We start from the raw sequence: 24,222 nt of genomic DNA on the forward strand, positions 1-24,222 counted from the left end.
TCCCTTAGTTCAGTACATGCGGCAGGCGTGGTCAGGCAAAGACGGCGGCCTGCGCCAGGCTGGCCTGGGCATGGTTCACCGTGCGCACCAGGCTGCGTAGCAAGATGCACGCCGCGAAACCCGCCACGGCGACCACCGGCACCAGCACGAAACGGCCAAACTCGGTGGCCTCGATCCCGGCGCGGTTGCTCAGGTTCATGCCGATCATCGCCACCAGCCAGGCGCCCCACCATTGCGGCAGGGTGGCGGTATCCTGCCCGGTGATCTGGCCATCGTGCAACACGCTTTCGCGCCAGATCTCGCGCATCACGTCATAGGGCTTGAACAGCCCGGCCACCGGCACGAAGGTCCACAGCCAGGCCATGACGGCGCCGTGCTTCAGGTTGCGGCCCGCCGCGCGCAGGTTGGCATTGGCGCGCGACAGCCACATGCTGGAAAGGATGATGGCGAGCAGCGCGGCGATCACTCCCAGGATGGCGGCCGGGGCCATGACCGAGGGGAGGGTGCGCATGCCGTCGATGGTGCTGGTGCCAACCAGGGCAATGGCCATCATCACGCCGCTCACCGGCAACAGCCAGGATAGCACGGCCGTCAGCCGGTTAAGCCGGAAAAGCCCTTGTTCCAGTGTCAATTTCGCCACGCGCATCCCCCGCCGTTTCGCCCGCCGTTTCCCTGGGGGGATAAGCGGGGGCTGGCGCGGCGGCAAGCGCGATCAGGCGATCTTCTTGACCCAGCCGTGGGTATCGGCCGCTTCACCGCGCTGGATCGAGACCAGGCGCTGGCGCAGCTTCTGCGTCAACTGGCCTGGGCCGCCCGAACCGATGGTGAATTCGCCGTTGTGATCGGCCACCTTGCCCACCGGGGTCACCACCGCGGCTGTGCCACAGGCAAAGGTTTCCACCAGCTTGCCCGATGCGGCATCGGCGCGCCACTGGTCGAGGCTATAGCGTTCCTCGCGCACCGTCAGGCCTTCCTCGCGCGCCAGGGCGATCAGGCTTTCGCGGGTGATGCCGGGCAGGATCGTGCCGCCCAGCGGCGGGGTGACGATCGAGCCATCGTCGAACGCGAAGAACAGGTTCATGCCGCCCAGTTCCTCGATCCACTTGTGCTCGGCCGCGTCCAGGAACAGCACCTGGTCATGGCCGCGCGCAAAGGCTTCGGCGGTGGGCACCAGGCTGGCGGCATAGTTGCCGCCGCACTTGGCCGCGCCCGTGCCGCCCGGCGCGGCGCGGGTATAGTCGCTCACCCAGATCGACACCGCGGGAGAGCCCGACTTGAAATAGTTGCCGGCGGGGCTGGCGATCACCATGAAGCGATAGGCCTTGGCCGGGCGCACGCCCAGGAACGCTTCGGACGCGAACATGAACGGGCGCAGGTAGAGCGAGCCGCCTTCAACCGTGGGGAACCAGTCCTGGTCGGTCAGTACCAGTTGCTCAACCGCGGCGATGAACAGGTCTTCGGGGATTTCGGCCATGGCCAGGCGGCGGGCCGAGGCATTGAAGCGCGCGGCGTTGGCTTCGGGGCGGAACAGGGCGATGCCGCCATCGGCCAGGCGATAGGCCTTCAAGCCTTCAAAGATTTCCTGGGCATAGTGCAGCACGGCGGCCGCCGGATCGAGCGCGATCGGGCCATAGGGCAGGATCTGCGCGTTGTGCCAGCCTTCGCTTTCCGTCCAGTCGATCGAGACCATGTGGTCGGAAAACTTGGTGCCAAAGCCGGGATTGGCCAGTACCTGCGCGCGCACATCGGCCGCAGCGGGTGCGGGATGGGGAACGCGGGTAAAGCGCAACGCAGGCGCGGCGGTGGTCGCCATGGCACAATCATCCTTGAAGATAGGGAATCGGTGATTCGCCCGTTGAACGATTGTTGCGTTTAACGCAAGGAAAAAGAAATAAATGTGAAGGGCCGCCTCGGCAATCCGAAGCGGCCCTTCGCATGGTCAGCGGCCGGAAGTGCCGCCCACGAAGCCTTTATCGCTGTGCTGGAAATCAGCGATAATGCCTCGCGCTGCGGAATGCCGACCTCTCTGCTGAACCATGAGACATCGGATCACCTCCTTTCGCGCTGTTGAGCCAAAGTCGCTGCCCGGGGCGTTCCGAACAGCTGGGCCGGGAGGGTTTCAGGTCCGCTCACCAACCTTGTGATCTATGTGCGCAATCGGGGGCCAAACAACAAGACTTGCATTCATTTATTTTGCCGTCAAAATCGTCGCTTCGCGCCTGTGCCCGGAAGGGTGTGGTCGGCACGAAAGCCCAGCATTTGCTGGGGTTTCAGCGGCAATCCTCGACCACGCGGCCCACTTCTGCCCATGCGGGCAAGACCAGCGCCGGCAAGCCGTTCACATCGACCATGAAACGCCCCCGGCTGAACGCCATGGCATCGAGCAGGTTGTCGCGCGCGGGCAGGGTGATCGCCAGGGTCTGCGTATCGAGCGGCACTGCGCTCATCGCGCGCTGCTGGCTGGTTGTGGTGATCGTGGCGGGCACCGGCTGGCTGGCGGCGCCGGCGATGCGCAGGGTGACCTGGCCCTGGCGGCATTCCATGGCAAAGACCGCGCCCACGCCGGGCTGGCCGAACTGCGCCAGGCCATTGGCATAGCGCCAGGTGCCCGGCGTTTGCGGCAGATCGCGCCAATCGGCCGGCGCACTGGCCATGGGCAGCGGCGCTGATGGTGGCGGCGCCGCGGGGGCAGGGCGCACCGGGGCAGGCGGGATCACCGCTTGCGAGGCGCAGCCGGCGGCCAGCAGCGCCAGCGTGGCGGCGCCAAGCCCGGCCCAAGGGGAATTTCGCGGCGGAGAATTGCGCCCTTGCCGGGCGGCGCGGTTGATCTTCATGCCCGGCTTATGGAAGGAAGCGGGCGTGACCACAACCCGAACGCCCTCGCCCGATCCGGCACCGCGTGCCAAACCTGCGTCCAAGCAGCGCATCGACCAGTTGCTGGTCGAACGCGGCCTGGCGGAAAGCCGTGCCCGCGCCCAGGCCCTGATCCTGGCTGGCCTGGTCTATGTTGGCCAGGCCAAGGTGGCCAAGGCTGGGCAAGCCGTGCCTGCCGATGCGCAGATCGAGGTGCGCGGCCGCGATCATCCCTGGGTGTCGCGCGGCGGGATCAAGCTGGCCCACGCGATCGACCATTTCGGCCTCGATCCCGCCGGGGTCATCGCGATGGACATCGGCAGTTCCACCGGCGGCTTTACCGATGTGCTCCTGCAAAAGGGCGCAGCCCATGTCTTTGCGGTGGATTCGGGCACCAATCAGCTGGCCTGGAAGCTGCGCCAGGATCCGCGTGTCACCGTTCTGGAGCAAACCAGCGCGCGTATCCTGACGCCCGCGCATATCGACCGGCCGGCCACCTGGGTGGTGTGCGATGCCAGCTTCATTGCTCTCGCCAAGGTGCTGGAGGTGCCACTGGCGCTGGCGGCGCGACCCACCCGGCTGGTCGCGCTGATCAAGCCGCAATTCGAAGTGGGCCGGGCCGAAGTGGGCAAGGGCGGGGTGGTGCGCGATCCCGCGCTGCATGCCCGCGTCTGTGCCGAGGTGCGCGATTGGCTCGAAAGCGGCGGATGGACGGTGGAAGGCATCGTCGAAAGCCCGATCACCGGGCCAGAGGGCAACGTAGAATTCCTTATAAATGCGTTTCGGAATGAGATTCCCTCGCCAATTGCCTAGAGCGACGACACTTGCCATACCGTTCACGGGGCCGGGCACCTTCCGGAACCATTTGCTTGAGGCAGACGTAAAACCACACCATGCGTTACCTTGCTTCACCCGCGCAGCTTCGCGCCAGCCTCGTGCGCTGGTCGCTGTTCACCATTCCCCTGGTGCTGGGGCTGGGTTTCCTGTCCGGCCGCTCGGCTGGCAGCGGGCCTGACAACCCGTGGTTTGCCGCGCTGGTCAAGCCGGCGATCTTTCCGCCGCCGGTCACGTTCGGCATCGTGTGGAGCGTGCTGTACCTCGCCATGGGGCTGGCGCTCGCCATGGTCCTGGCCGCGCGTGGCGCGCCGGGGCGGCCGGTGGCCGTGGTGGCGTTCATCGTGCAACTGCTGCTCAACCTGTCGTGGAGCCCGGTGTTCTTTGCTCTGCATCGCATGGTCGTGGCGCAGGGAATCATCTTGGCGCTGATCCCGCTGGTGGCGCTCACGCTCTATCTGTTCTGGCGGGTGCGGCCTGCGGCGGGGTGGCTTTTGGCGCCCTATCTTGCCTGGGTATGCTTTGCCGCGTTTCTCAATTTCCAGTTCATCCAGGCCAATCCTGGTGCCGATGGGGCAATGGCGCCAGCACCGGCCGCCGTGCACATCGATTTCCAGCAGGGATAACTGCATTGGGCGCTTGCGGTTCGCGGGCGCCCACACCATGTAGGCGGCAAGACGTTCAACCCCAGGATGGGCCGCCATGCAGACCGAAAACCCGATGATCGCCGATTTCGTCAAGGTGCTGAACAGCGCCGCCGGTACGCTGGCCGGGCTGGGCCGCGAAGCGGGCGAAACCGCCCGGGAAAAGGCGCGCGAGGTTTTCGGCGGCTTTGACTATGTCACCCGCGAGGAATTTGCCGCGGTCAAGGAAATGGCCGCCACCGCGCGTGAAGAGGCAGAAGCACTCAAGGCCCGCATCGCCGCGCTCGAAGCGCGCCTGGCCGGCAACTCCGGCAGCGCCGACCAGGCCTGACCGCGCAAGGCAGTGGCGCGCCCAGTGTGCCACTGCCACGCCAGCCAGGTAAGGGCTGGATCAGGACGTGAGGGTGCGTGCCAGCGTCGCGTCGCAATCCAGGCGCCAGGCCAGCCCATCGGGCGCATAGTCCAGCGTCACCTCTGCCCTCAGGCTGCGCGACGGGATATGCCGGATCAGCGTGGTGCCAAACCCTGAATTTTCCGGTGGGGTCACCCGTGGCCCGCCGCGTTCGCGCCATTCCACCACGAACCGGTCGGCGCGATCCTCCCAATAGAGCCACACCTGCCCACCGGGCTGTGACAGCGCGCCATATTTGAGCGCGTTCGTCGCCAACTCGTGCAGCGCCATGCCGATGATTTCGGCCGTGCGCGGCGAAAGCAGCATGTCTGGCCCACAGACCTTGACCAGCGCGCGGCTGTCGCGATCGAGGATCGCCAGTTGCGCGTCGACCAGCTCGGCCATGGGAATGTGCTGCCAGCCGCGCTTCACCAGCAAGTCCTGATTGGCCGACAGGCTCGACAGGCGGTTTTCAAAGCGGCGCAGGAATTCAGGATCACCCCCGCCCGAGCGGCGCGCCAGCGCCTGGACCACCGCCAGCATGTTCTTGGACCGGTGGTTCACTTCCATGAGGAGAAGGCGGATCTGCTCTTCCTTCTCCAGCATCTCGGTCACGTCGGTGTTGGTGCCGAACCAGTTGACGATACGGCCGGTCTCGTCGCGAATGGGCTTGGCCCGCGAAAGGAACCAGCGATAGCTGCCATCGCGCCCGCGCAAGGGATAGGTATCCTCCCATTCGCGGCCGGCAGCGATATCGCCGTAGAATTTCGAGACGACGCGTTCCAGATGATCGGGATGGTGCACCGAAAGCCGGCGCTGCCCCACGCACTGGTCCTCGCTCAGCCCGGTGTAATCGTACCACCGCTTGTTGAACCACAGCAGGGTGCCGTGCGGATCGGTGACCCAGGTCAACTGCGAGATGTTGTCGGCCAGCATCTGCAGACGGTGTTCGCGCTCGGCCAGGGCAGTAAGCGCAGCGTGGCGCCGGGTCACGTCGCGGGCGATCTTGCTGGCGCCCACCACCGTGCCATCGGCGGCCAGGATCGGCGACACGGTCAGCGAGACGTGGAACTGGCTGCCGTCCTTGCGCTGGCGGATGGTCTCGAAGCTCTGCACCTGTTCGCCCCGCGCGATTCGGGCGATGATGTCGTCTTCTTCGGCCTGGCGATCGGCCGGGATCACGCGGCGTATCGACTGGCCCACCATCTCTGCTTCGGAAAAGCCGAAGATGCGGGTGGCCGCCGGGTTCCACGTGAGAACGGTGCCATCCAGCGCCTTGCTGATGATGGCATCGTTCGATGATTGCACGATGGCAGAAAGGTGGGCTTCCGCCAGCACGTTTTCGCTCCGGTCCAAAGCCCCGTTGGCGGGCACCTTAGGCGGCAACGTCAGCATGTCAAACGGCCGATGGGACAGGGAAAAAAGGGTTGATCACAGCCCCACCGCCCTGAGCGCCTGGTCGAGATCCTCGATCAGGTCATCCGGGTCTTCCAGGCCGACGTTGAGGCGCAGCATGCCTTCGCCCACGCCCATGTCGGCGCGGCCTTCGGGGCCCACGCCGTGGTGGGTGGTGGTGGCAGGGTGGCACATCAGCGAGCGCGAATCCCCGATGTTGTTGGAGATGTCGATCAGCTTGAGCGCGTCGAGCAGGCCATGGGCCTGGCTGCGGCCGCCATCCAGCACGATCGAGAAGATCGTGCCGCCCGCGCTCATCTGGCGCATCGCCAGGTCATGCTGGGGATGGCTCTTGAGGCCGGGGTAAAGGATCGTCGGCACGCGCGCTTCGACGAATTCGGCCACCTTCTGGGCATTCTGGCTTTGCCGCTGGATGCGCAGGTCCAGCGTTTCCAGGCCCTTGAGCACGACCCAGGCGTTGAACGGGGCGCAGTTGGGCCCGGTGTTGCGCTGGAACGGCAGCAGCACGTTGTCGATGAAATCCTGGCTGCCGCACACCGCGCCGGCCAGCACGCGCCCTTGGCCGTCCATCATCTTGGTGGCTGAATAGGCGACCACGTCGGCGCCGAATTCCATCGGGCGCTGCAGGGCATAGGTCGCAAAGGCATTGTCCACCACCGTGGTGATGCCATGGGCCTTGGCCAAGGTGCAGACATATTCCATGTCGACGATGCCCATGGTCGGGTTGGCCGGGCTTTCAAAGAAGAACACCTTGGTGTTGGGCCGGATCGCCGCTTCCCACGCGGCATTGTCGGTCGCGTCGATCAGGGTGCCTTCCACGCCAAAGCGCGGCAGCAGGCTTTCCACCAGCCAGCGGCACGAACCGAACGCAGCCTTGGCCGCCACGATATGGTCGCCGGCGGAAAGCTGGCAGAGCAGGGCCGTGGTCATCGCGGCCATGCCGCTGGCCTGGGTGCGGCAGGCTTGCGCCCCTTCCATCAGGGCAATGCGCTCTTCCAGCATGGCCACGGTGGGATTCTGCAGGCGGGAATAGGTCATGCCCGGTTGTTCACCGGCAAAGCGCGCGGCCACGGTGGCCGCATCGTCATAGGCATAGCCCGAGGTCAGGAACAGCGCCTCGGACGTTTCGCCCATTTCCGAACGCCAGGTGCCACCGCGCACGGCCTTGGTGGCCGGGCGCCAGGATTGGGTGATCGAGCGGTCTTGTCCGGTGGTGCGTTTCATGGCCCGCAGCCTTAGTTTGGCCGGCCCGACCATGCAAGGCGTTGCAGGGGCAGGGGCCATTGCACCGGCGGGGCCATTTGGCGTATCGCGCCCGGTCAATGACCCAGCCCATTCCGCTGCCCCCGCGCGCATCCGAACCCGATCCGATCCGCGCCGTGCTGGCGATCGTGGCCTGTTTTGCCGTCCTGGTGTTCTGGCGCCTGGGCACGCCATCCAAGATCATGTTCGATGAAGTGCATTACCTGCCGGCAGCCCGCCATCTCATCGCCCTGTCCAGCCGGCTCAACCCCGAACACCCCCTGCTGGGCAAGGAACTGATCGCGCTGGGCATGATGACCTGGGGTGACAACCCCTTTGGCTGGCGGTTCTTCAACGCGCTCTATGGCGTGATCGGGCTTTATGCCGCGATTCGCGCGTTCTGGTGGGCCAGCCTCTCGGCGCGCGGCACCGTGCTGTTCGCGCTGTTCATGGCCACCAACTTCATCTGGTTCGTGCTGGCGCGCATTGCCATTCTCGACATGGCGATGGCCGCTTCGCTGGCGCTGGCGTTCTGGCAATGGGCACTGGCGGCGCGGCGCGGGGCGCGCGTGCACCTGGTCTTGGCCGGCCTGTTCATGGGCCTGTCGATGGGCGGCAAGTGGACCGGCGTGCCGCTGATGGTCTTTCCCGGCCTGTGGTATGCCTGGGCCCGCTGGCAGGCCAGCGCCGGCGTGGCTGGCCTGCGGCGTGGCCTGGCCTGGCTGATCGGGCGCCAGGGCGGGCCAGTGCCGGGCGTGTGCTTGGCAGAGGCGGCGGTGTGGCTGGGGATCTGGCCGGTGCTGGTCTATTTCGCCACCTTCATCCCGGCGATGTTCTACCAGGTCAACCCGCTCAGCCCGTGGCACCTGGTCGAATGGCAGCAGACCATGCTGAAACTGCAGGACAGCGTGGTGAAGCCACACCGTTATATGAGCCACTGGTACCAGTGGATGTTCAACGCGCGGCCGATCTGGTTCTTCTATGAAAAGTGGGACGGCGCGCAGCGCGGTGTGCTGATGATCGGCAATCCCTACAGCATGTGGGCGGGCCTGCCCGCGCTGCTGTGGTGCGCGGCCGATGGGGTGCAGGCGCTGCTGCGGCGCGGCCTGGCCCTGCCGGGGCGGTGGTGGCCCACCGGGCGCGACCGGCTCTCCGCGCTCTCGGGCATGGCGGCGCTGCTTTATGTCGGCGCGCTGTTCTTCTGGGCGATCAATGGCAAGCCGGTGCAGTTCTATTACCACTACCAGCTCGCCGCGGTGTTCCTCGATGCCGCGCTCGCCCTGGCGCTGGCGCAGTTGTGGCGGCGCGGTTTGCGCTGGCCGACCTGGGCCAGCGTGGCGCTGACGCTGGTCGGCTTCGTCTATTTCTTCCCGATCCTGGCCGCCCTGCCACTGCCGGGCGTCAAGTCGTTCCGGCTGTTCACCTGGCTGCCAGTGTGGAAGTCATGATGGGCGTTGTGTCCTGACGGCACGGGGCTGCGACAAGGTCAGCCCGACCGGGGGGTGATTCTCCCCTCCTCTTCAGAGGAGGGGCCGGGGGTGGTGGGAACCCTTGCGCCAGGTGTCCACCACCCCCCGACCCCCTCGTCTGAAGAGGAGGGGGAGCCAGATGCAAAAAGGCCGCCATCGTTTCCGACGGCGGCCCTTGAAAACCCAGGCGAAATCAGCCGAAGCGATCAGCCATACTTGCCCCAGACGAACTTGTTCGACAGCGCGAAGTTCCACACCGATGCCAGCACGATGCCGACCAGCGCGGCCGAGATCGGGTGGAAGCCCACGCGCACAAGGGCGGTGGATACGCCGATATTGGCAAGCATGCCGAACGCGCAGGTCGCGGCAAACTTGAGCCAGCCGCGCGCCAGCGGGAAGAAGCCGCGCAGGCGCTTGTCGGCATAGGTGAGTTCGTTGTTGAGCACGAAATTGAAGGTCATCGCCGTGATCGCCGCCAGGGTCTGGCCAACGATGAACGCGGTTTCCTTGGGATAGTGGCTCAGCGCCAATTCCCGGCCGAACAGGTGTAGCACCACATAGAGCACGGCGAGGTGGACCAGCGCACCCAGCGCCCCCACCGTGCCGAACAGGGCAAAGCGGGTGGGAATGATGCGGCCAAGCCACTTGTCGTAAAGGCCGATGAGAAATTCAAACACGACGGTCCGATCCAGTTTCGATTCGCCTTCGGCCCGTGCGGCGAAGTTCAGCGGAAATTCCTTTACCCGCAACGGCGCGTCAACCGTGGCGAGAATGTCGAGCAGGATCTTGAAGCCCACGCCCGACAGGCGATGCGCATCGGCGCGCAGGGTGGCGGCCGGCAGCATGAAGAACCCGCTCATCGGGTCAGACAACTGCACGCCCGTCACCTTGCGGGCGATGGCATTGGCCAAGCCGGATGCCTTGACCCGGTCGGGCCGGCCCCAGGCTTCGGTGCTGGCGCCTTCGGCAAAGCGCGAGGCATAGGCCACATCGCATTCGCCGCTGGTGATCGCGGCCAGCATCTGCGGCAGCAGCGCCGGATCGTGCTGATGGTCGCTGTCCATCACCGCGACGATGGGGGCGGCGCTGGCGCACATCCCCTCGATCGCGGCCGAGGCCAGGCCCCGGCGCCCGATCCGTTCGATCACCCGGATGCGCGGATCGGTGCGGCCGATGGCCCGCGCCACATTGGCGGTGCCATCGGGGCTGTTATCATCGACGAAGATCGCTTCCCAGGCGATGCCGGCAAGCGCCTTGTCGAGCCGTTCGACCATCGAGGCAATGTTCTTGCTCTCGTTGTAGGTCGGGAGAATGACTGCCAGTTGCAACATGGGGCGCGCGCTTACAGCTTTGCGAGCACCGCGTCACCAATTTCCGCAGTCCCGGCCGTTCCGCCCAGGTCTCCGCCCAGCACGCCATCGGCCAGCACGGCTGCCACGGCCGCCTCGATCCGGTCTGCTGCCTGGGCCAGGCCCAGCGAATGGCGCAGCAGCATGGCGGCCGACAGGATCGTCGCCATCGGGTTGGCCAGCCCCTTGCCGGCGATATCGGGTGCCGAACCGTGGATCGGCTCATAGAGGCCAAAGGTGCCGTGCGCGGTCTGGCGTTCACCCAGCGAGGCCGAGGCGAGCAGGCCGATCGAGCCCACGCACATGCTCGCCTGGTCAGACAGGATATCGCCGAACAGGTTGCCGGTAACCACCACGTCGAACTTGCCGGGCGCGCGCACCAGCTGCATTGCGGCATTGTCGACATACATGTGTTCGAGTTCGACCTGCGGATAGTCCTTGGCCACCTCCACGATCACGTCGCGCCACAGCTGCGAGGTTTCCAGCACGTTGGCCTTGTCCACCGAGCACAGGCGCTTGCCCCGACCCATGGCTGCGCGGAACGCGACGTGGGCGATGCGGCGCACTTCGCTCTCGCTGTACGACATGATGTCATAGCCTTCGCGCTCGCCCTTGGCGTTCTGGCGAAAGCCCTTTTCGCCAAAATAGACGTCGCCGTTCAATTCCCGCACGATCAGCAGGTCGATCGCACCGGCCACTTCCGGGCGCAGCGCCGAATGGCTTTCCAGGCCGGCAAAGACCTTGGCCGGGCGCAGGTTGGCAAACAGGGTCAGTTCCTTGCGCAGGCCCAGGATCGCCTGTTCGGGGCGCAGGTGGCGTTCCAGCGCATCGCAATCGGGATCGCCCACCGCGCCAAACAGGATGGCGTCGGACGTGCGCGCCAGGTCGAGCGTTTCGGCCGGCAGCGGGTGGCCCTTGGCCTTGTAGGCGCAGCCGCCCACCAGCGCTTCGTCCATCGCGATGCCAAGGTCGAGCGCCTCGATCACGCGGACCGCTTCACGCGTCACTTCGGGGCCGATGCCGTCACCGGGCAAAACCGCAATTTTCATGGTATAGGCCTTTTCAATCCGATCCGATGCGCTTCAGCCTGTCGAGCAGAATCGCGCGGGCCGCCATAACATCGCGCCGCCGTTCGGCAAGCAGTTGGCTTGCGATCGCCGGCCCCTGGGCATCGAGCAGGGCGAGCAGGCCGGGCCAATCCGCCGTGGCGGCGCGCGCCGGGGCCAGGCCATGGCCCGCCTCGCGCAGCAGCAGCGCTTCATAGCCGGCCAGCGCCCGCGCCCAACCGCGCGCCGACGGCGCCAGGCAGATGGCATCGAGCAGCGCAGCCAATGCGCCGTGGATCGCGGGCAGGGGCAGGCCTTCGGGCAGGGCGGCGGCGGTCAGCGCGCAGGCCCAGGCGATGCCGGCGCTGGCCAGCGGTTCGCCCAGCCAGGGGCCACGGCTGGTGACCAGTTCCACCCGCGCGGTGGGCAGGCGGCTTTCGCTGCGCCGCACCAGGTCTGCCGCCACCAGGTTGCCCGGGATCAGCACGGGCCGCAGCGTGCGGCCCCGCGCGCCGGCAACATAGGCTGCGACCAGGCCCGTCTCGCTGCCCAGCAGGCGCACCACCGCGCCGGTTTCGCCATGCGCCAGCACCGCGCAGACGATCTGCGGCACTGGCCCGGCATCGGGAAGCGAAGGCGGCGTTGCGTCATCCATCACCTGCTGGCCTGTGCCGCGTGGCGTCGCCCAGGGCAAGCGTCCTGCCGGGAAAGTCCATTTCGGGCATTGGAACAAAGGCGCAAGTGCGTTAGGTTGCCAAGGATGAAGCAGCTATTCCAGCATGCCGCGATCACGCAGGGAATGACCGTCCGGGTGGCGGTCAATTTTCTGCCGGAGCAATCGCGCGTGGCGGCCGGCAAGTGGTTCTGGGTCTATCATATCCGCATCGAGAACGATTCGGCCGAGCCGGCCCAGTTGATCACCCGGCATTGGCGCATCACCGATGGGCGCGGCCATGTCAGCTTTGTCGATGGCGAAGGCGTGGTGGGCGAACAGCCCCGCCTGCTGCCGGGCCAGGCGCATGACTATGTCTCGGGCTGCCCGCTCGGCACGCCCACCGGCAGCATGGAGGGGCACTATACCATGCGCCGCGACGATGGCAGCGTGTTCGACGTGGCCATTCCGTTCTTTCCGCTGGCCGCCCCGGCCACGGCCAACTGACCGCCAAGCGAAGGGCGATACCACCAATGAAGCGGACCCATCTCCCGCTCAACGGGCTGCGCGTGCTCGACGCGGCCGCACGCCACCTGTCGTTCACCCGCGCGGCCGACGAGTTGGCGGTGACGCCCGCCGCCGTTGGCCAGCAGATCCGCGCGCTGGAAGACCTGCTCGGCGTGGTGCTGTTTCGCCGCACGTCCAAGGGGCTGGAACTGACCGACGAGGCTGCGGCCGGCCTCGATGCCATCCGCGAGGGCTTCCTGCGCTTTGAAGAAGGCGTGCAGGCCATGCAGGCGGGGCAATCCAGCCATGTCTATACCATTGCCTGCCCGCGCGATTTCTTTGCCGCCTGGTTCAGCCAGCGGCTGGCCGCGTTTCGCGCCGAAAACCCGGCATTGCGCTTTTCGCTGGTCGGCGGCGATGGCGATATCGATTTTACCGAGGCCAATCTCGATCTGGCCGTGCGCTGGGCCGAAGGGCCGGGCGAACTCGAAGGCATTCCGCTCGGCGCGCCGCAGACCGTGATTGTCGCCGCGCCCGGCTTTGCCGACGTGAGCGGCGAAAACGGCGATGGCGCCTGGATCGGCTGGCCCGGTGATCCGGTGCCGGCGGGCGAGGGGCGCGAAGTGGCGTTTTCCGTGGGCGACGCCGGCACTGCGATCAGTGCCGCTGCGGCGGGCCTGGGCAAGGCGCGCGTGCCGCTGCTCCTGGCCGAATATGCCCTCTCGACCGGCCGCGTCGTCGCCCTGGGTGAGGTGGAGAACAGCCGGCGCGGCTATTGGCTGGTCGCTCCCTTGCCGCAGTGGCGCCAAAAAAAGGTCAAGGCCCTGGTTGCGGCCCTGGCGGAGGCCTGAATCCGCGCAATCCCGGCGTGACAGCGTTGGCAGACAACCTGCTGTAACAAACCGTGGAAACGGCCACGCATACCACCTGTTAACCGCCTGGGTCCTATGCCCGCGAGATGGAACCCCTTAGTGGAAACCCTCAGGCGGAACAGGTTGGGATGGTCGCTGCCATCGCGGCCGAATCCTTGCCGCTGCGTCCGCGCCTGCGCGCCCGCAGCCGGGTGATAGGGGCGCTGTTGGGCGCGATCATGGATGGGGCCCACCGGCGCGCGTACCGCGGGGAGGCGATGGTCGCGGCCTATACGCACAATCTCTCCCGCCGGCTGCCGCTGCTGTCGTTGCTGTCGTTGCTGGCGGTCGGGCTGGTGATCATGCGGGTGGCCGGCACCGTGCCGTGGCCGGTGCTGGTGCCGGGCGTTGTCATGATGGTGTTCGTGGCAGAGCGCGGGTGGCACTGGCTGCCTGTGCAAGTGGAGCGCCGGCCTCTGGCGCTGCGGCGCAAGGATCTCGATGCGCTGCCAACCAGCGTGGGCCTTTCGGTGCTGTTTGCGGTGCTGTGGGCCCTCTATCTCTATTGTGTCGGCGGCGAGGCGCAGCGCGCATTGCTCTGCGTGTTGCTCTCGGTAATTTCCGTGGCAGGGGTGCTCGGGCTGGCGCATGCTCCGGCGGCGGCGCTGCGGCTGGTATTTGCCTCCACCGTGCCGGCTTGCACCGTCTATCTCGTGGTGGATGGCGCGCACTTGTGGCCGGTGGTCCTGCTGCTGGTCATGGCCAATCTCACCGTGCTGGCCATGACATTCGGCTTCCATGCCGATTTCGTGCGGTTGGAGTTGTCACGCCAGCAATTGGCGCGGCGCGAACGCCTGGCGGCGCGGCTGGCGGAAAGGAATTTCGAACAGGCCTCGCGCGATGCCCTGACCGGGGCGCTCAACCGCCGGGCAATCCTGGCGCGGTTGGATCAGGATGTGGCCCGGAATGAATTGGCGGCGCCGTGGCTGGCCCTGCTCGATCTCGACGGGTTCAAGCACGTCAACGACACCTATGGCCATGCCGCCGGTGATGATGTGCTGCGCGCGGTGGCCACGCGCATCGGTGCGATTTCCGGCGTCCTCGCGCATGGGCGCTTGGGCGGCGATGAATTCGCGATCCTGTTTGATGGCCGGCTCGATGCCACCGGCGTTACCGCTGCCGCGCAAGACCTGGCGCAGTCGGTGCGCGCGCCGGTGCTTCACAACGGAGTCAGCCTGCGCCTGCACGCTTCCACCGGCCTTCATCGCGTGCGCGGGCCTAGCGTGGGCGCCTGCCTGGAACGCGCCGACGCCGCGCTCTACAAGGCCAAGAAGCGGGGCGAGGGCGCCATCGTGCTATTTGGCCCGGACGACGAAACCGCCCTGCAGCAGCGCAGCGCGATGACTCGCCAGTTCAACGATTGCCTGTTGGATGATCGGCTGCGCCTGCTCTACCAGCCCTATTATGACGTGGACAGCCTGGCGGTCGTCGGGTTCGAGGCCTTTGCCCGCTGGTCGCCCGATGGCCAGACCTGGCTGGCACCGGGCGAGTTCATCGATCTGGCCGCGGCGACCGGCCGCACCGGCGAACTGACCCAGGCGGTGATTGGCCGGACGCTGGCCGAATGCGATGCCTGGCGCCAGGGGCTGACGGTGGCGATCAACCTGACCCCGCGCGATGTGACGCGCGAGGGCGCGGTCGACTCCCTTGCCCGGCTGGTGCGCGATGCCGGCGCCGACCCCGCGCGCTTCATGCTGGAAGTGACCGAAGCGGCGCTGATCGCCGATCCGCGCCGCGCCCACGCCCAGCTCGAGGCGTTCCGGGCAGCGGGTTTCCGCCTCGCGCTCGATGATTTCGGGGCGGGCTGGTCAAGCCTGTCGCAATTGCGCGATCTGCCGCTCGACATGGTCAAGATCGATCGCGGGCTGGCCGCCGCGCTGTCCAGCGATCCGGGCGCGCGGGCGATCGTGGGCACGATCGTCTCGTTTGCCTGGCAACTGGGCATCGAGTGCATGATCGAAGGCGTGGAGGATGAAGCGCAGGTCGCCACGGCCCGTGCGCTCGGCATCCGCCTGATGCAGGGCTATCACTTTGCCCGGCCGGAACGTGCCGACGTGGCCCTGGCCGCGATGGGCCGCGCCGTCGCCTAAGCGCCGGTCAGTGCACGTCTACCAGCACCCGCTCCCCGCCCGGCGGAATCAGGCGGCGAAATAGGCGGCCGCGCTCGGAATAGAGCACAAGGCACAGCGATAGCAGCCCGCAGGTGACGAATGCCAGCGACAAGGGCCGCGCCGTGCCGTCATAGACCTGGCCGATGGCGATGCCGATCAGCGAGCCGATCAGCGTGCGCATGAACATCTGCATCGAACTGGCCGCGCCTGCGGTGCGGGCAAAGGGCTGCAGCGCGATCGAGCTGAAATTGGCGCCGATAAAGCCCATCGCGCAAATGTTGGCGGCCATCACCGGCATGAAGCGCAGCAGCGTCTGGTGCGGGCTGAAGGCGAAATGCACCTGCAACAGGCTGAGGCAGATGCACGCCAGCAGCGCCGTCTGCGACACGCGCCGCGCGCCAAAGCGTTCGACGATGCGGGCGTTGAAGAAATTGGAGAACGACAGCGACAGGGCCGTGGCGCCAAAGATCAGCGGGAAATAGTGCCCCGCGCCAAAGTGTTCCGCCACGAGTTGCTGCGAGCAGTTGATGTATCCGAACATCGCCCCGAACACGAGCGCTGCCCCCAGGACATAGCCGGCCGAAGACCGCTCGATCGCCGAATGGGCCATGTTGCGCGCGATGGTCATCGGCATGATCGGCTGGCGGTTGGCCGGGTCGAGCGTTTCGGGCAGGCGCATGAACACCCACACGCCCATGATCGTTGCCAGCACCGCCAGCACCCCGAAGATCCAGCGCCAGCCGGCAAACAGCAGCACGAATTGCCCCACACTGGGCGCCAGCATCGGCACGACCATGAACACGGTGGAGACGGTCGACAGGGTGCGTGCCATCTGGTCTCCGGCAAAACGATCGCGCACGATCGCGGCCGGCAGCACCGCCACACCGGCACTCGACACCGCATGCAGTGCGCGCAGCACCAGCAGGGTATCGAAATCAGGCGCCATGGCGCAGCCCAGGGCCAGCGCGACATAGAGCACGATCGTGACCAGCAGCACCGGGCGCCGGCCGTGGCGATCGGCCAGCGCGCCAGGCACCAGCGCGCCCACGCCGGCCGAAACCAGGAATATCCCCACCACCAGCTGGCGGCGATTGGGATCGCTGACGCCCAGGTCTGCGGCGATCTGCCCGAGCCCAGGCAGCATGGCATCGATGGCCAGCGCCTGAAGCGCCATGAGCAGCGCCATCATGGCAATGAATTCGCGCCCACCCAGCGCCTTGATCGGGCGCCGTCGGGCTGGATAGTCAGGTTGCATAACGATCCTATGGCAGGCAGGGCGCGGCAATCCAAGGTTTTGTTGCAGCCCTTGACCGTTGTTTGTGGCATGACGGACGCCGCATTCATGCCGATGTCCGAATCCCCGCCTTCGCCCCCTTTTCCCGTGCCCGATGCCGATGAGGCGCCGGGCCTGCGCAAGATCATCCATGTCGACATGGATGCCTTCTATGCCAGCGTGGAGCAGCGCGACGCGCCCGAGCTGCGCGGCAAGCCTGTGGCCGTGGGCGGCAATGCCGCGCGCGGGGTGGTGGCCGCGGCCAGCTATGAGGCGCGCAAGTTCGGCGTGCGTTCGGCCATGCCCTCGGCACGCGCGGTGCAGCTGTGCCCTGATCTGATCTTCCGCCGGCCGCGCTTCGATGTCTATCGCACGGTGTCGCAACAGATTCGCGCGATCTTCCTGGATTACACCCCCGATGTGGAGCCGCTGTCGCTCGACGAGGCCTATCTCGATGTCACGCGTGACTTGCGCGGGATCGGATCGGCGACGCGTATCGCCGAACTCATTCGCCAGCGCATCCGCGCGCAGACCGGGCTGACCGCCAGCGCCGGGGTGTCCTACAACAAGTTCCTGGCCAAGCTGGCGAGTGACCAGAACAAGCCCGATGGCCTGTGCGTGATCCGCCCGGGTGAGGGGGCGGCCTTCGTCGCCGGCCTGCCGGTAGCCCGGTTTCATGGGGTGGGGCCGCGCGGCGCGGAAAAGATGGCGGCGCTGGGCATTGCCACCGGAGCAGACCTGCGCGCGCAAAGCCTGGCCACCTTGCGCCAGCATTTTGGTGCCCAGGCCGATTATCTCTATCGCGCCGCGCGGGGGATTGATCTGCGCGCGGTGACCGCCGATCGGCCGCGCAAGTCTGTGGGGGCAGAGCGCACGTTCGATCGTGACCTGTCGTCGGGCCCAGTCCTGCGTGAAACGCTGGAAACGATCATCGACCTGGCGTGGGATCGCGTGGCACGGGCCGACGTGACTGGCCGCACCGTGACGCTCAAGCTGAAGTTCAAGGACTTTACGGCGATGAGCCGTGCCCGTTCGCTGGCAACCCCGGTGGCGAGCCGCGATGCACTGGCCGATGTGGCACGCGGCCTGCTCGACCAGGTCTTGCCGCTGCCACAGCCGGTGCGGCTGATGGGGGTAACGCTCTCGGCACTGGAAGAGCCGGGCCAGCCAGCCGCTGTTGCCGCGCCGCCGGGGCAGGCGCAGCTGCCATTTTGATGCCTATCGCTGCTGCCGGCGCGCGTGATCCTGCCACAAGGCAATCATCTCGCGCGTGGCCGGGCTGGTGGTTTCGGGCAGCGCGTCGATCGGAAAGAACGCTGCCTCCAGTAGCTCGCGGCCATCTGCGCGCGGGCTGCCCAGCGCGGTTCCCGCCACCAGCGCGATCTGGTTGAGCCAGCCGCCGCGATCGCGCAGGTGATCGGTAAAATGCACCGCATCGTGCAGCGTGCAGCCGGTTTCCTCGGCCAGTTCGCGCGCGGCGGTTGCCACCGGGCTTTCCCCGCGCGCCAGGCCTCCGCCGGGCAGCATCCAGGCATGGCTGTGGTGATAGCTGTGCCGCACCAGCAGCACGCGGCCTTGCGCATCGCGCGCCACGACCATGCAGCCGGGCACCGGCGCGCGGCGCCAGCGCCACCAGGCCACGCGCAGCCGATGGGCCAGCCGCAGCAGGGCGCGGTGCCAGGAAGATGGAAACCAGGCGGGCATGCCCTTGGCCTAGCGGCTAGAGCCACCGAAATCGAGCCTTTCGCGCATCCTGCGCGCGGGCCTGTGGCTTACCCTGGCTGCGGCAATGGGTGGGGCAGACAATGGGCAAGCAGGCGCAGGGCATGGCGGGATCGGCATCGTTGGCGGGGCAGGCCTTGTGGCGCTGGCCAGACTGGCGCTGGCGCATGGCCTCACCGCGCTTTGGTAGACCACCGCTGGTCGCGCTCCTTGCCGAAGTGGCGCTCCTGGGCAGTGTGGCGGCGCTGCTTGCCATGCTCGGCTGGGTACTCTTGGCGCCGCTCAGGCCGGCGACGGCGGGCGACAACGCCGGCCTGGTGGTGCTTGACGCCCCGGCGCGCGCCGCGCTTTTTGCCCAATTCGATCCATTTGCGCGCGATGTGCCAGATGGCGGTGACGGTGGCGGGGGCGGTGCGGCGGGTGCCGCGCTGCCGTTCACTCTGCTCGGCACGCGATCGACGGTCGATGGGCAGGGCGGCGGCGCGATCCTGGTCGGCGCCGACGGGGTGCAGCGCGCGGTGCCGCAGGGGGCGGACATCGCGCCTGGCGTGCGGCTGGTGCAGGTGGCGTTCGATCATGTGGTGCTGCAGCGCGCCGGGGGCACGCTGGTGCTGCGCCTCGCCGCGCAGGATGGTCGGCCGGCTGACAGCACCGGCGGCAAGCCACCGGCGCCCCGCTTCCGTGTTGCCGATGCCGCGCACGGCGCGCCAGGTTTGGTAGCGTCTGGCGCAGTGGGCGAGGCGCAGTCCCTGGGCCTTTTGCCTGGAGACCGGATCGTGGCGCTGCGCGGCAAGCCCGTGCGCGACGCACGCGATGCCCGGCAGATCGAGGCCATGCTGGCGGCCGGTCAGGCCGTTGCGGTAACGGTGCGCCGCGCCGGGCACGATCTGGCGCTCTCGCTTGGCCCGGCCGGCGGGGGACAATGATGGGGCGGCTTTTGAAGTGTGAGGGCTTGCCCAGGCTCGCCGCACTAGCGCTCGCGCTGGCCTGGCCGCTGGCAGCGCAGGCGCAGTATCGCCTCAACGTGCGCGAAGCGGATATGCGCGCCTTCATCGCCGATGCCGCCGAAGTGACTGGCCGCACGTTCATCGTCGACGCGCGGGTTGCCGGCAAAGTTAGCGTGGCGAGTGAGCGGACCTTGAGCGCCAGCGAATATTTCGAGGTGTTCCTGGCCACGCTGCGTGCCAACGGCCTGGTTGCCGTACCCACCGGCAACGGCGCGTTTCGCATCCAGCCGGTGGAGGGTGCGGCCAGCCAGCCCACCGCCGCGCCTGCCGGGCGGGGCATGGCAGCGCGCAACCAGATGGTCACCGAAATCGTGCGCCTGCGCGCTGCCGATGCGGTTCAGGCGCTCGATACACTGCGCCCGCTGGTCAGCAAGGACGGCGCGCTCACGGCCAACAAGGCGGGCAATTCGCTGGTCGTGGTCGATTATGCCGACAACCTCGCTCGCATTCGCGCCTTGGTACGCCAGATTGACCAGGACCGCGCCGCCGTGCTCACGCTCGATCTGGCCCATGCCGGCGCGCGCGAGGTGGCAAGCGCCCTGGCCCAACTGATGGCCGCAGGCGAAGGCGGGCGCAGCCCGGCCAGCGTGGTGGCCGTGGACAGCGCCAATGCCGTGGTGCTGCGCGGCGATCCGGCCACCCTGGCGCGGCTCGCCGATGTGGCGCGGCGCCTCGATGTGCGCGCCGGGCAGGGTGGGGGAATCCGGGTCATCTGGCTCGACCATGCCGATGCCGCGCTGCTCGTGCCCGTGCTCGAACGGCTGGTGGGCGGCAGCGGCGCAGAGGCCAGCGCCGGATCGGCCGCGCCGGTGTCGCTGGGCAACATGGGTAGCGCTGGGGCCAGCGCCGCTGCGGGCAGCGCCAGTGCGCCGGGCCAGGAGGCGAGCGTGCCGGCCAATCCCTCCGGCGGTACCACCGGCGGCCTGGGCAATGGCCCCATCCGCCTCGATGGCGGGCGCGGCACGGCGACGATCACCCGCTATCCCGGTGCCAATGCCGTGATCATTGCCGCCCCGGCCGATGAACAGCGCCGCCTGGCCGATCTGGTCCATGCCCTCGATCTGCCGCAGCAGCAGGTGCTGGTCGAGGCGATCATCGTCGAAGTGTCTGACGATGTGGCGCAAAAACTGGGTGTGCAACTGCTTGTCGGCGGCAAGGATGCGCCCTTTGCCGTCACCAGCTTTTCCAACGGCGCGGCCAATATCCTCGATCTAGCCGGCGGCCTCTATGCCGATCGGCTGGATCAGACGACCACGGTGATCAATGGCGCCACTGTCACCACCAGCACCTCTGGCGCCACGGCTGATCTCTTGCGCCAGAATGCCGCGCAGGCTGCGCTTGCCGCGCGCGGCGGCATTGCCGGCTGGGCGACCAGCCTGGGCGGATCGGGCTTTTTCGGCACCCTGATCGATGCCGTGCGGGCCGACAGCAAGTCCAACGTGCTGTCCACCCCGCATATCGTCACCAACAACAACGTCCCGGCCTCCATTCTGTTTGGCAAGGAAATCCCGGTGGCGACGGGAGAGGCGCTGTCCAATTCGCTGACCGGCGCATTCCGTACGATCCAGCGCCAGAACGTGGGGATAGAGCTGGACGTCACGCCGCAGATCAACGCCGGCAATGCCGTGCGGCTCGATCTGCGGCAGCAGGTCAGTTCGGTGGCGGGGCCGGTCTCGTCCACCAACAGCGAACTGGTGGTCAACAAGCGGGAGATCCGCACCACCGTCACTGTCGGCGATGGGGAGATCATCGCGCTGGGCGGCCTGCTCGACGATGCCGAGCGGCGCACGTTGGAAAAGGTGCCGTTGCTGGGCGATGTGCCGCTGCTGGGCGAACTGTTTCGTTCGCGCAGCAAAAGCCATGTGAAAACCAACCTGATGGTGTTCATTCGCCCCACCATCCTGCGCGACGGGGCGGGCCGCGCGGCGCTGACGGCGCGGCGCATGGATGCCGTGCGCGGCGCGCAGGTGGCCTATGCCCCGGGGCAGGAACCGTCGATCGATGAACTGGTCCGCGATTACCTGGGAACGGCACGGCCAGCAGCAAGCGGGGCCAGCGACACGGTGATCCGTCCGCCCGGTCCGGCGGTAGCCCAAACCGGGGTGCAGCCGTGATGCCGGTGGAGGACACCGCCACCTGGCGCCCCGATTACGCTGCGGCCCGCACCATGGGCCTGCTGGTGGAGGGGCGCGAGCCAGGCGGGCTGGCCGTGGTCTTGCGCGAAGGAGCCAGCGCGCTGACGCTGCTCGACGTGCGGCGGCTGGGCGGGCCGATCGCCAGCTGGCGCCGCGTGCCGCCCCCCGCGTTCGAGGCGCTGCTGGCGCAGGTCTATGCCGATGGTGCCATGGCCGCCGCCGATGCGCTGGCACGCGATGATACAGCACCCGCCGCGCTCGATCTGCCCAGCGCCGAAGACCTCTTGGGCAGCACCGACGATGCCCCGGTAATTCGCCTGATCAATGGCCTGCTGGCCGAAGGGCTACGCCAGGGCGCATCGGATATCCATCTGGAACCCTATGAACAGGCGCTGGTCGTGCGCCTGCGCCGTGATGGGCAACTCGCCGAAATGCTGCGCCTGCCCGCGCATGTCGCGCCGCTTCTCGCCAGCCGCATCAAGGTCATGGCGCGGCTGGACATTGCCGAACGGCGGCTGCCCCAGGATGGCCGCATGGCGCTCGATCTGGCCGGCCGGCTGGTGGACGTGCGCGTGTCCACGCTGCCCTCGCGCGCGGGAGAGCGGGTCGTGCTGCGACTGCTCGACAAGGCGCGCGCTGGCATCGATCTGGCCACACTCGGGCTGGATCAGGCGGCCGATGCCGTGCTGCGCCGCGCGCTGGCCCAGCCCAATGGCATCGTGCTGGTCACTGGGCCAACCGGTTCGGGCAAGACCACCACGCTCTATGCCGCGCTTGGCCTGCTGGGCGATGGCGCGCGCAATATCCTCACGGTCGAAGACCCGGTGGAATATGCCGTCGATGGCGTTGGGCAAACCCAGGTCAATCCGCGCCTGGGCCTCACCTTCGCGGCCGGGTTGCGCGCGATCTTGCGGCAAGACCCTGACGTGGTGATGGTGGGAGAAATTCGCGACGCCGAAACCGCGCAGATTGCCGTGCAGGCTGCGCTGACCGGGCATCTCGTGCTGGCAACGGTGCATACCAACGATGCGGTTGGCGCCGTTACCCGGCTGCGCGACATGGGGGTGGAGCCGTTCCTGCTGGCCGCCACGCTGCGCGCTGTGCTGGCGCAGCGGCTGGTGCGGCGGCTGTGCCCGCAATGCCGCGTTTCGGTGCCCGCGCCGCCGCGCCTTGCCACGGCGCTGGGCCTGCCCGTGGATACGATGGTCAGCGATGCCCCAGGCTGCGCGGCTTGTGGCGACAGCGGGCACCAAGGCCGCGTCGGCGTGTTCGAGGCGCTGTGGGCTGATGACAGCCTGCGCCTCCTGATTCACGATGACGCCGGCGAGGACGCGCTGGTTGCCCATGCCTTTGCCACCAACCCGCGCCTGGCCGATGCGGCGCGGGCCTTGGTCCTGGCCGGCACGGTCGGCGCGGCAGAGGCGGCGCGAATTTTGCGGCAGCACGAGGGATGAGCCGCACGGCGTTCACCTATCGCGCGCTCGATCGCAAGGGGCGCGAGCGGCAGGGCCGCCTGGCCGCGCCCGATCCGGCGGCGGCGCGGCAGAACCTGGCGGCGCGTGGCTGGCATGTGCTGCGCGTCGATCCTGCACAACCGCGCGACGTGCGGCCGGTTGCCCGGCTGCGGCTGGGCCTGGCCCGGCGCGCGCTGCTCACCCGGCAAATGGCCGCGCTCGTCGCCGTCAGCCCGGTGGAAGAGGCGTTGCGCACGATGTTGCGCCAGGCCGGCGCCACGCGGGAAGGCGCGGTGATCGGCGCGGTCCACGCCGGAGTGTGCGAGGGGCTTGGCCTGGCTGAGGCGATGGGCCGCGCGCCGCGCGCGTTTCCGCCGGTCTATCGCGCGATGATCGGCGCGGGGGAAAGCGCTGGCCGCCTGCCGCAGATCGCCACGCGCCTGGCCGATCTGGCCGAGCGGCAGGCGCAGGTGCGCGCGCGCCTGGCGGGTGCGCTGGCCTATCCCCTGGCGTTGGCAGCGGTGGCCGTGGCGGTGGTTACCGGCCTGATGGTAGCCGTGGTGCCGCGCGTGGTGGAGCAGTTCGACGCGGCCAGCCGGCAACTGCCATGGCTGACGCGCGCGGTCATCGCGGTGTCGGGCTTTCTCGCCACCTGGGGCTGGGCCATGCTGCTGGCGATCGTGCTGGGCGGGCTGGCGTTTGTCCGCGCGCTGGCATGGCTGCCGTTTCGCGCGCGGGTGGATCATGCGCTGTTGCGCCTGCCCGTGCTCGGGCCGCTGTGGCGCGATGCTCAGGCCGCTGCCCTGGCGCGCACGCTGGCGACGATGATCGCGGCGCGCTTGCCGCTGCTTGAAGGCTTGCGCCTGTCGGCGCGCACGGCGGCAAACCACAGCCATGCCCGTGCCCTGGCGCAAGTGGCGCAGGGCGTGCGCGAGGGTGGTTCGCTGGCCACCGGGCTGGCCCAGGCCGGGCTGTTTCCGCCGCTGCTGGTGGCGATGGCCGCGAGTGGCGAGGCATCGGGCCAGCTTGGCCCCCTGCTGGAAAGTGCGGCCGACGCGCTGGATCGCGCGTTCGAGGCCACTGCCGCCACCGCGCTCGCCCTGCTGGAGCCGGCGATCATCGTGGTGATGGGGGCGATCGTGGCGCTGATCATCCTCGCGATCCTGCTGCCGATCCTGCAATTGCAAACCCTTGTTGGAAATTGAG

Annotated in this window: 22 protein-coding genes; 12 read left to right on the forward strand and 10 right to left on the reverse strand. The window is 67.8% G+C overall.

What is annotated here, in order from left to right:
- Nucleotides 1-31: 31 nt before the first annotated feature.
- From SCA01S_RS12730 to SCA01S_RS12740, 3 genes are all read right to left on the reverse strand, one after another.
- Nucleotides 32-640, reverse strand: a complete 609-nt coding sequence (locus SCA01S_RS12730; RefSeq protein ID WP_167542898.1) for a DUF4328 domain-containing protein — start codon at nt 638-640, stop codon at nt 32-34.
- Between the two features lie 72 nt (nt 641-712).
- Complete coding sequence (locus tag SCA01S_RS12735) at nt 713-1,813, reverse strand: branched-chain amino acid aminotransferase (RefSeq protein ID WP_062786118.1); 1,101 nt, start codon at nt 1,811-1,813, stop codon at nt 713-715.
- 457 nt (nt 1,814-2,270) lie between these two features.
- On the reverse strand, nt 2,271-2,834 hold the full coding sequence (locus SCA01S_RS12740; protein ID WP_062786121.1) for a hypothetical protein: 564 nt from the start codon (nt 2,832-2,834) through the stop codon (nt 2,271-2,273).
- Between the two features lie 25 nt (nt 2,835-2,859).
- Between SCA01S_RS12740 and SCA01S_RS12745 the strand changes: the two genes are divergently transcribed.
- The 3 genes from SCA01S_RS12745 to SCA01S_RS12755 all read left to right on the forward strand — a co-directional run bounded on the left by SCA01S_RS12745 (nt 2,860) and on the right by SCA01S_RS12755 (nt 4,662).
- A complete protein-coding gene (locus tag SCA01S_RS12745; protein WP_062786403.1) occupies nt 2,860-3,666 on the forward strand; it encodes a TlyA family RNA methyltransferase in 807 nt (268 codons plus the stop codon).
- Nucleotides 3,667-3,746: 80 nt separating this feature from the next.
- Nucleotides 3,747-4,313, forward strand: a complete 567-nt coding sequence (locus SCA01S_RS12750) for a TspO/MBR family protein (protein ID WP_062786124.1) — start codon at nt 3,747-3,749, stop codon at nt 4,311-4,313.
- A 76-nt stretch (nt 4,314-4,389) separates the two neighbouring features.
- A complete protein-coding gene (locus tag SCA01S_RS12755; protein ID WP_054130696.1) occupies nt 4,390-4,662 on the forward strand; it encodes an accessory factor UbiK family protein in 273 nt (90 codons plus the stop codon).
- 60 nt (nt 4,663-4,722) lie between these two features.
- Here SCA01S_RS12755 and SCA01S_RS12760 read toward each other — a convergent pair whose 3' ends face one another.
- Both SCA01S_RS12760 and SCA01S_RS12765 read right to left on the reverse strand, forming a co-directional pair.
- On the reverse strand, nt 4,723-6,117 hold the full coding sequence (locus SCA01S_RS12760; protein ID WP_245652596.1) for a PAS domain-containing HWE histidine kinase family protein: 1,395 nt from the start codon (nt 6,115-6,117) through the stop codon (nt 4,723-4,725).
- Between the two features lie 36 nt (nt 6,118-6,153).
- Nucleotides 6,154-7,362 (reverse strand): trans-sulfuration enzyme family protein, encoded by a 1,209-nt coding sequence (locus SCA01S_RS12765; RefSeq protein WP_022676768.1) that lies wholly within the window; start codon nt 7,360-7,362, stop codon nt 6,154-6,156.
- A gap of 98 nt (nt 7,363-7,460) precedes the next feature.
- On the opposite strand from SCA01S_RS12765, the gene SCA01S_RS12770 reads away from it, so the two are divergent.
- Nucleotides 7,461-8,828: a phospholipid carrier-dependent glycosyltransferase gene (locus SCA01S_RS12770; RefSeq protein ID WP_062786127.1), complete on the forward strand. Its 1,368-nt coding sequence runs from the start codon at nt 7,461-7,463 to the stop codon at nt 8,826-8,828.
- Nucleotides 8,829-9,055: 227 nt separating this feature from the next.
- On the opposite strand, the gene SCA01S_RS12775 is transcribed toward SCA01S_RS12770, so the two are convergent.
- Genes SCA01S_RS12775 through recO form a run of 3 tightly spaced genes read right to left on the reverse strand, consistent with a single transcriptional unit; the run spans nt 9,056 to nt 11,899 of the window.
- On the reverse strand, nt 9,056-10,180 hold the full coding sequence (locus SCA01S_RS12775; RefSeq protein WP_022676770.1) for a glycosyltransferase: 1,125 nt from the start codon (nt 10,178-10,180) through the stop codon (nt 9,056-9,058).
- 11 nt (nt 10,181-10,191) lie between these two features.
- Entirely contained in the window at nt 10,192-11,247 is a 1,056-nt protein-coding gene (gene leuB, locus SCA01S_RS12780; RefSeq protein WP_062786130.1) for a 3-isopropylmalate dehydrogenase, read from the reverse strand.
- A gap of 13 nt (nt 11,248-11,260) precedes the next feature.
- On the reverse strand, nt 11,261-11,899 hold the full coding sequence (recO, locus tag SCA01S_RS12785; RefSeq protein WP_062786409.1) for a DNA repair protein RecO: 639 nt from the start codon (nt 11,897-11,899) through the stop codon (nt 11,261-11,263).
- Nucleotides 11,900-12,004: 105 nt separating this feature from the next.
- Between recO and apaG the strand changes: the two genes are divergently transcribed.
- The 3 genes from apaG to SCA01S_RS12800 all read left to right on the forward strand — a co-directional run bounded on the left by apaG (nt 12,005) and on the right by SCA01S_RS12800 (nt 15,404).
- The gene (gene apaG / locus SCA01S_RS12790; protein ID WP_022676260.1) at nt 12,005-12,403 is read left to right on the forward strand and encodes a Co2+/Mg2+ efflux facilitator ApaG/CorD; all 399 of its coding nucleotides are present in this window, start codon (nt 12,005-12,007) and stop codon (nt 12,401-12,403) included.
- Nucleotides 12,404-12,429: 26 nt separating this feature from the next.
- On the forward strand, nt 12,430-13,254 hold the full coding sequence (locus tag SCA01S_RS12795) for a LysR family transcriptional regulator (RefSeq protein ID WP_054130691.1): 825 nt from the start codon (nt 12,430-12,432) through the stop codon (nt 13,252-13,254).
- 149 nt (nt 13,255-13,403) lie between these two features.
- On the forward strand, nt 13,404-15,404 hold the full coding sequence (locus SCA01S_RS12800; RefSeq protein WP_245652598.1) for a putative bifunctional diguanylate cyclase/phosphodiesterase: 2,001 nt from the start codon (nt 13,404-13,406) through the stop codon (nt 15,402-15,404).
- Between the two features lie 7 nt (nt 15,405-15,411).
- Here the strand turns inward: SCA01S_RS12800 and SCA01S_RS12805 are convergent, their stop codons facing one another.
- Complete coding sequence (locus SCA01S_RS12805) at nt 15,412-16,680, reverse strand: multidrug effflux MFS transporter (RefSeq protein WP_054130690.1); 1,269 nt, start codon at nt 16,678-16,680, stop codon at nt 15,412-15,414.
- A gap of 93 nt (nt 16,681-16,773) precedes the next feature.
- Here SCA01S_RS12805 and dinB point away from each other — a divergent pair, with 93 nt between their 5' ends.
- Nucleotides 16,774-17,913, forward strand: a complete 1,140-nt coding sequence (gene dinB / locus SCA01S_RS12810) for a DNA polymerase IV (protein ID WP_062786414.1) — start codon at nt 16,774-16,776, stop codon at nt 17,911-17,913.
- 3 nt (nt 17,914-17,916) lie between these two features.
- On the opposite strand, the gene SCA01S_RS12815 is transcribed toward dinB, so the two are convergent.
- Nucleotides 17,917-18,402 carry an NUDIX domain-containing protein gene (locus tag SCA01S_RS12815; protein ID WP_062786132.1) on the reverse strand — a complete coding sequence of 162 codons (486 nt, stop codon included), beginning with the start codon at nt 18,400-18,402 and terminating at the stop codon, nt 17,917-17,919.
- Between the two features lie 122 nt (nt 18,403-18,524).
- Here SCA01S_RS12815 and SCA01S_RS12820 point away from each other — a divergent pair, with 122 nt between their 5' ends.
- Genes SCA01S_RS12820 through SCA01S_RS12835 form a run of 4 tightly spaced genes read left to right on the forward strand, consistent with a single transcriptional unit; the run spans nt 18,525 to nt 24,221 of the window.
- Entirely contained in the window at nt 18,525-19,346 is an 822-nt protein-coding gene (locus SCA01S_RS12820; RefSeq protein WP_167542899.1) for a type II secretion system protein N, read from the forward strand.
- A 26-nt stretch (nt 19,347-19,372) separates the two neighbouring features.
- Entirely contained in the window at nt 19,373-21,541 is a 2,169-nt protein-coding gene (gspD, locus tag SCA01S_RS12825) for a type II secretion system secretin GspD (protein WP_245652599.1), read from the forward strand.
- Nucleotides 21,541-23,016 (forward strand): GspE/PulE family protein, encoded by a 1,476-nt coding sequence (locus SCA01S_RS12830; RefSeq protein WP_062786138.1) that lies wholly within the window; start codon nt 21,541-21,543, stop codon nt 23,014-23,016. The genes gspD and SCA01S_RS12830 overlap by 1 nt, the downstream gene beginning before the upstream one ends.
- On the forward strand, nt 23,013-24,221 hold the full coding sequence (locus SCA01S_RS12835; RefSeq protein WP_062786141.1) for a type II secretion system F family protein: 1,209 nt from the start codon (nt 23,013-23,015) through the stop codon (nt 24,219-24,221). Before SCA01S_RS12830 ends, SCA01S_RS12835 begins: the two co-directional genes overlap by 4 nt.
- The last annotated feature ends 1 nt before the right edge of the window (nt 24,222 follow it).

Origin of the sequence: Novosphingobium capsulatum NBRC 12533, from assembly GCF_001598375.1 — a bacterium.
GTDB lineage: Bacteria > Pseudomonadota > Alphaproteobacteria > Sphingomonadales > Sphingomonadaceae > Novosphingobium > Novosphingobium capsulatum.

Excerpts from the sequence above, each read along its gene's own strand:
- SCA01S_RS12735 (WP_062786118.1), bottom strand. The coding sequence starts at position 1,813 with ATGGCGACCACCGCCGCGCCTGCGTTGCGCTTTACCCGCGTTCCCCAT.
- SCA01S_RS12740 (WP_062786121.1), bottom strand. The coding sequence starts at position 2,834 with ATGAAGATCAACCGCGCCGCCCGGCAAGGGCGCAATTCTCCGCCGCGA.
- SCA01S_RS12750 (WP_062786124.1), top strand. The coding sequence starts at position 3,747 with ATGCGTTACCTTGCTTCACCCGCGCAGCTTCGCGCCAGCCTCGTGCGC.
- SCA01S_RS12755 (WP_054130696.1), top strand. The coding sequence starts at position 4,390 with ATGCAGACCGAAAACCCGATGATCGCCGATTTCGTCAAGGTGCTGAAC.
- SCA01S_RS12760 (WP_245652596.1), bottom strand. The coding sequence starts at position 6,117 with ATGCTGACGTTGCCGCCTAAGGTGCCCGCCAACGGGGCTTTGGACCGG.
- SCA01S_RS12765 (WP_022676768.1), bottom strand. The coding sequence starts at position 7,362 with ATGAAACGCACCACCGGACAAGACCGCTCGATCACCCAATCCTGGCGC.
- SCA01S_RS12770 (WP_062786127.1), top strand. The coding sequence starts at position 7,461 with ATGACCCAGCCCATTCCGCTGCCCCCGCGCGCATCCGAACCCGATCCG.
- SCA01S_RS12775 (WP_022676770.1), bottom strand. The coding sequence starts at position 10,180 with ATGTTGCAACTGGCAGTCATTCTCCCGACCTACAACGAGAGCAAGAAC.
- leuB (WP_062786130.1), bottom strand. The coding sequence starts at position 11,247 with ATGAAAATTGCGGTTTTGCCCGGTGACGGCATCGGCCCCGAAGTGACG.
- recO (WP_062786409.1), bottom strand. The coding sequence starts at position 11,899 with ATGGATGACGCAACGCCGCCTTCGCTTCCCGATGCCGGGCCAGTGCCG.
- apaG (WP_022676260.1), top strand. The coding sequence starts at position 12,005 with ATGAAGCAGCTATTCCAGCATGCCGCGATCACGCAGGGAATGACCGTC.
- SCA01S_RS12795 (WP_054130691.1), top strand. The coding sequence starts at position 12,430 with ATGAAGCGGACCCATCTCCCGCTCAACGGGCTGCGCGTGCTCGACGCG.
- SCA01S_RS12800 (WP_245652598.1), top strand. The coding sequence starts at position 13,404 with ATGGTCGCTGCCATCGCGGCCGAATCCTTGCCGCTGCGTCCGCGCCTG.
- SCA01S_RS12805 (WP_054130690.1), bottom strand. The coding sequence starts at position 16,680 with ATGCAACCTGACTATCCAGCCCGACGGCGCCCGATCAAGGCGCTGGGT.
- dinB (WP_062786414.1), top strand. The coding sequence starts at position 16,774 with ATGTCCGAATCCCCGCCTTCGCCCCCTTTTCCCGTGCCCGATGCCGAT.
- SCA01S_RS12815 (WP_062786132.1), bottom strand. The coding sequence starts at position 18,402 with ATGCCCGCCTGGTTTCCATCTTCCTGGCACCGCGCCCTGCTGCGGCTG.
- SCA01S_RS12820 (WP_167542899.1), top strand. The coding sequence starts at position 18,525 with ATGGCGGGATCGGCATCGTTGGCGGGGCAGGCCTTGTGGCGCTGGCCA.
- SCA01S_RS12830 (WP_062786138.1), top strand. The coding sequence starts at position 21,541 with ATGCCGGTGGAGGACACCGCCACCTGGCGCCCCGATTACGCTGCGGCC.
- SCA01S_RS12835 (WP_062786141.1), top strand. The coding sequence starts at position 23,013 with ATGAGCCGCACGGCGTTCACCTATCGCGCGCTCGATCGCAAGGGGCGC.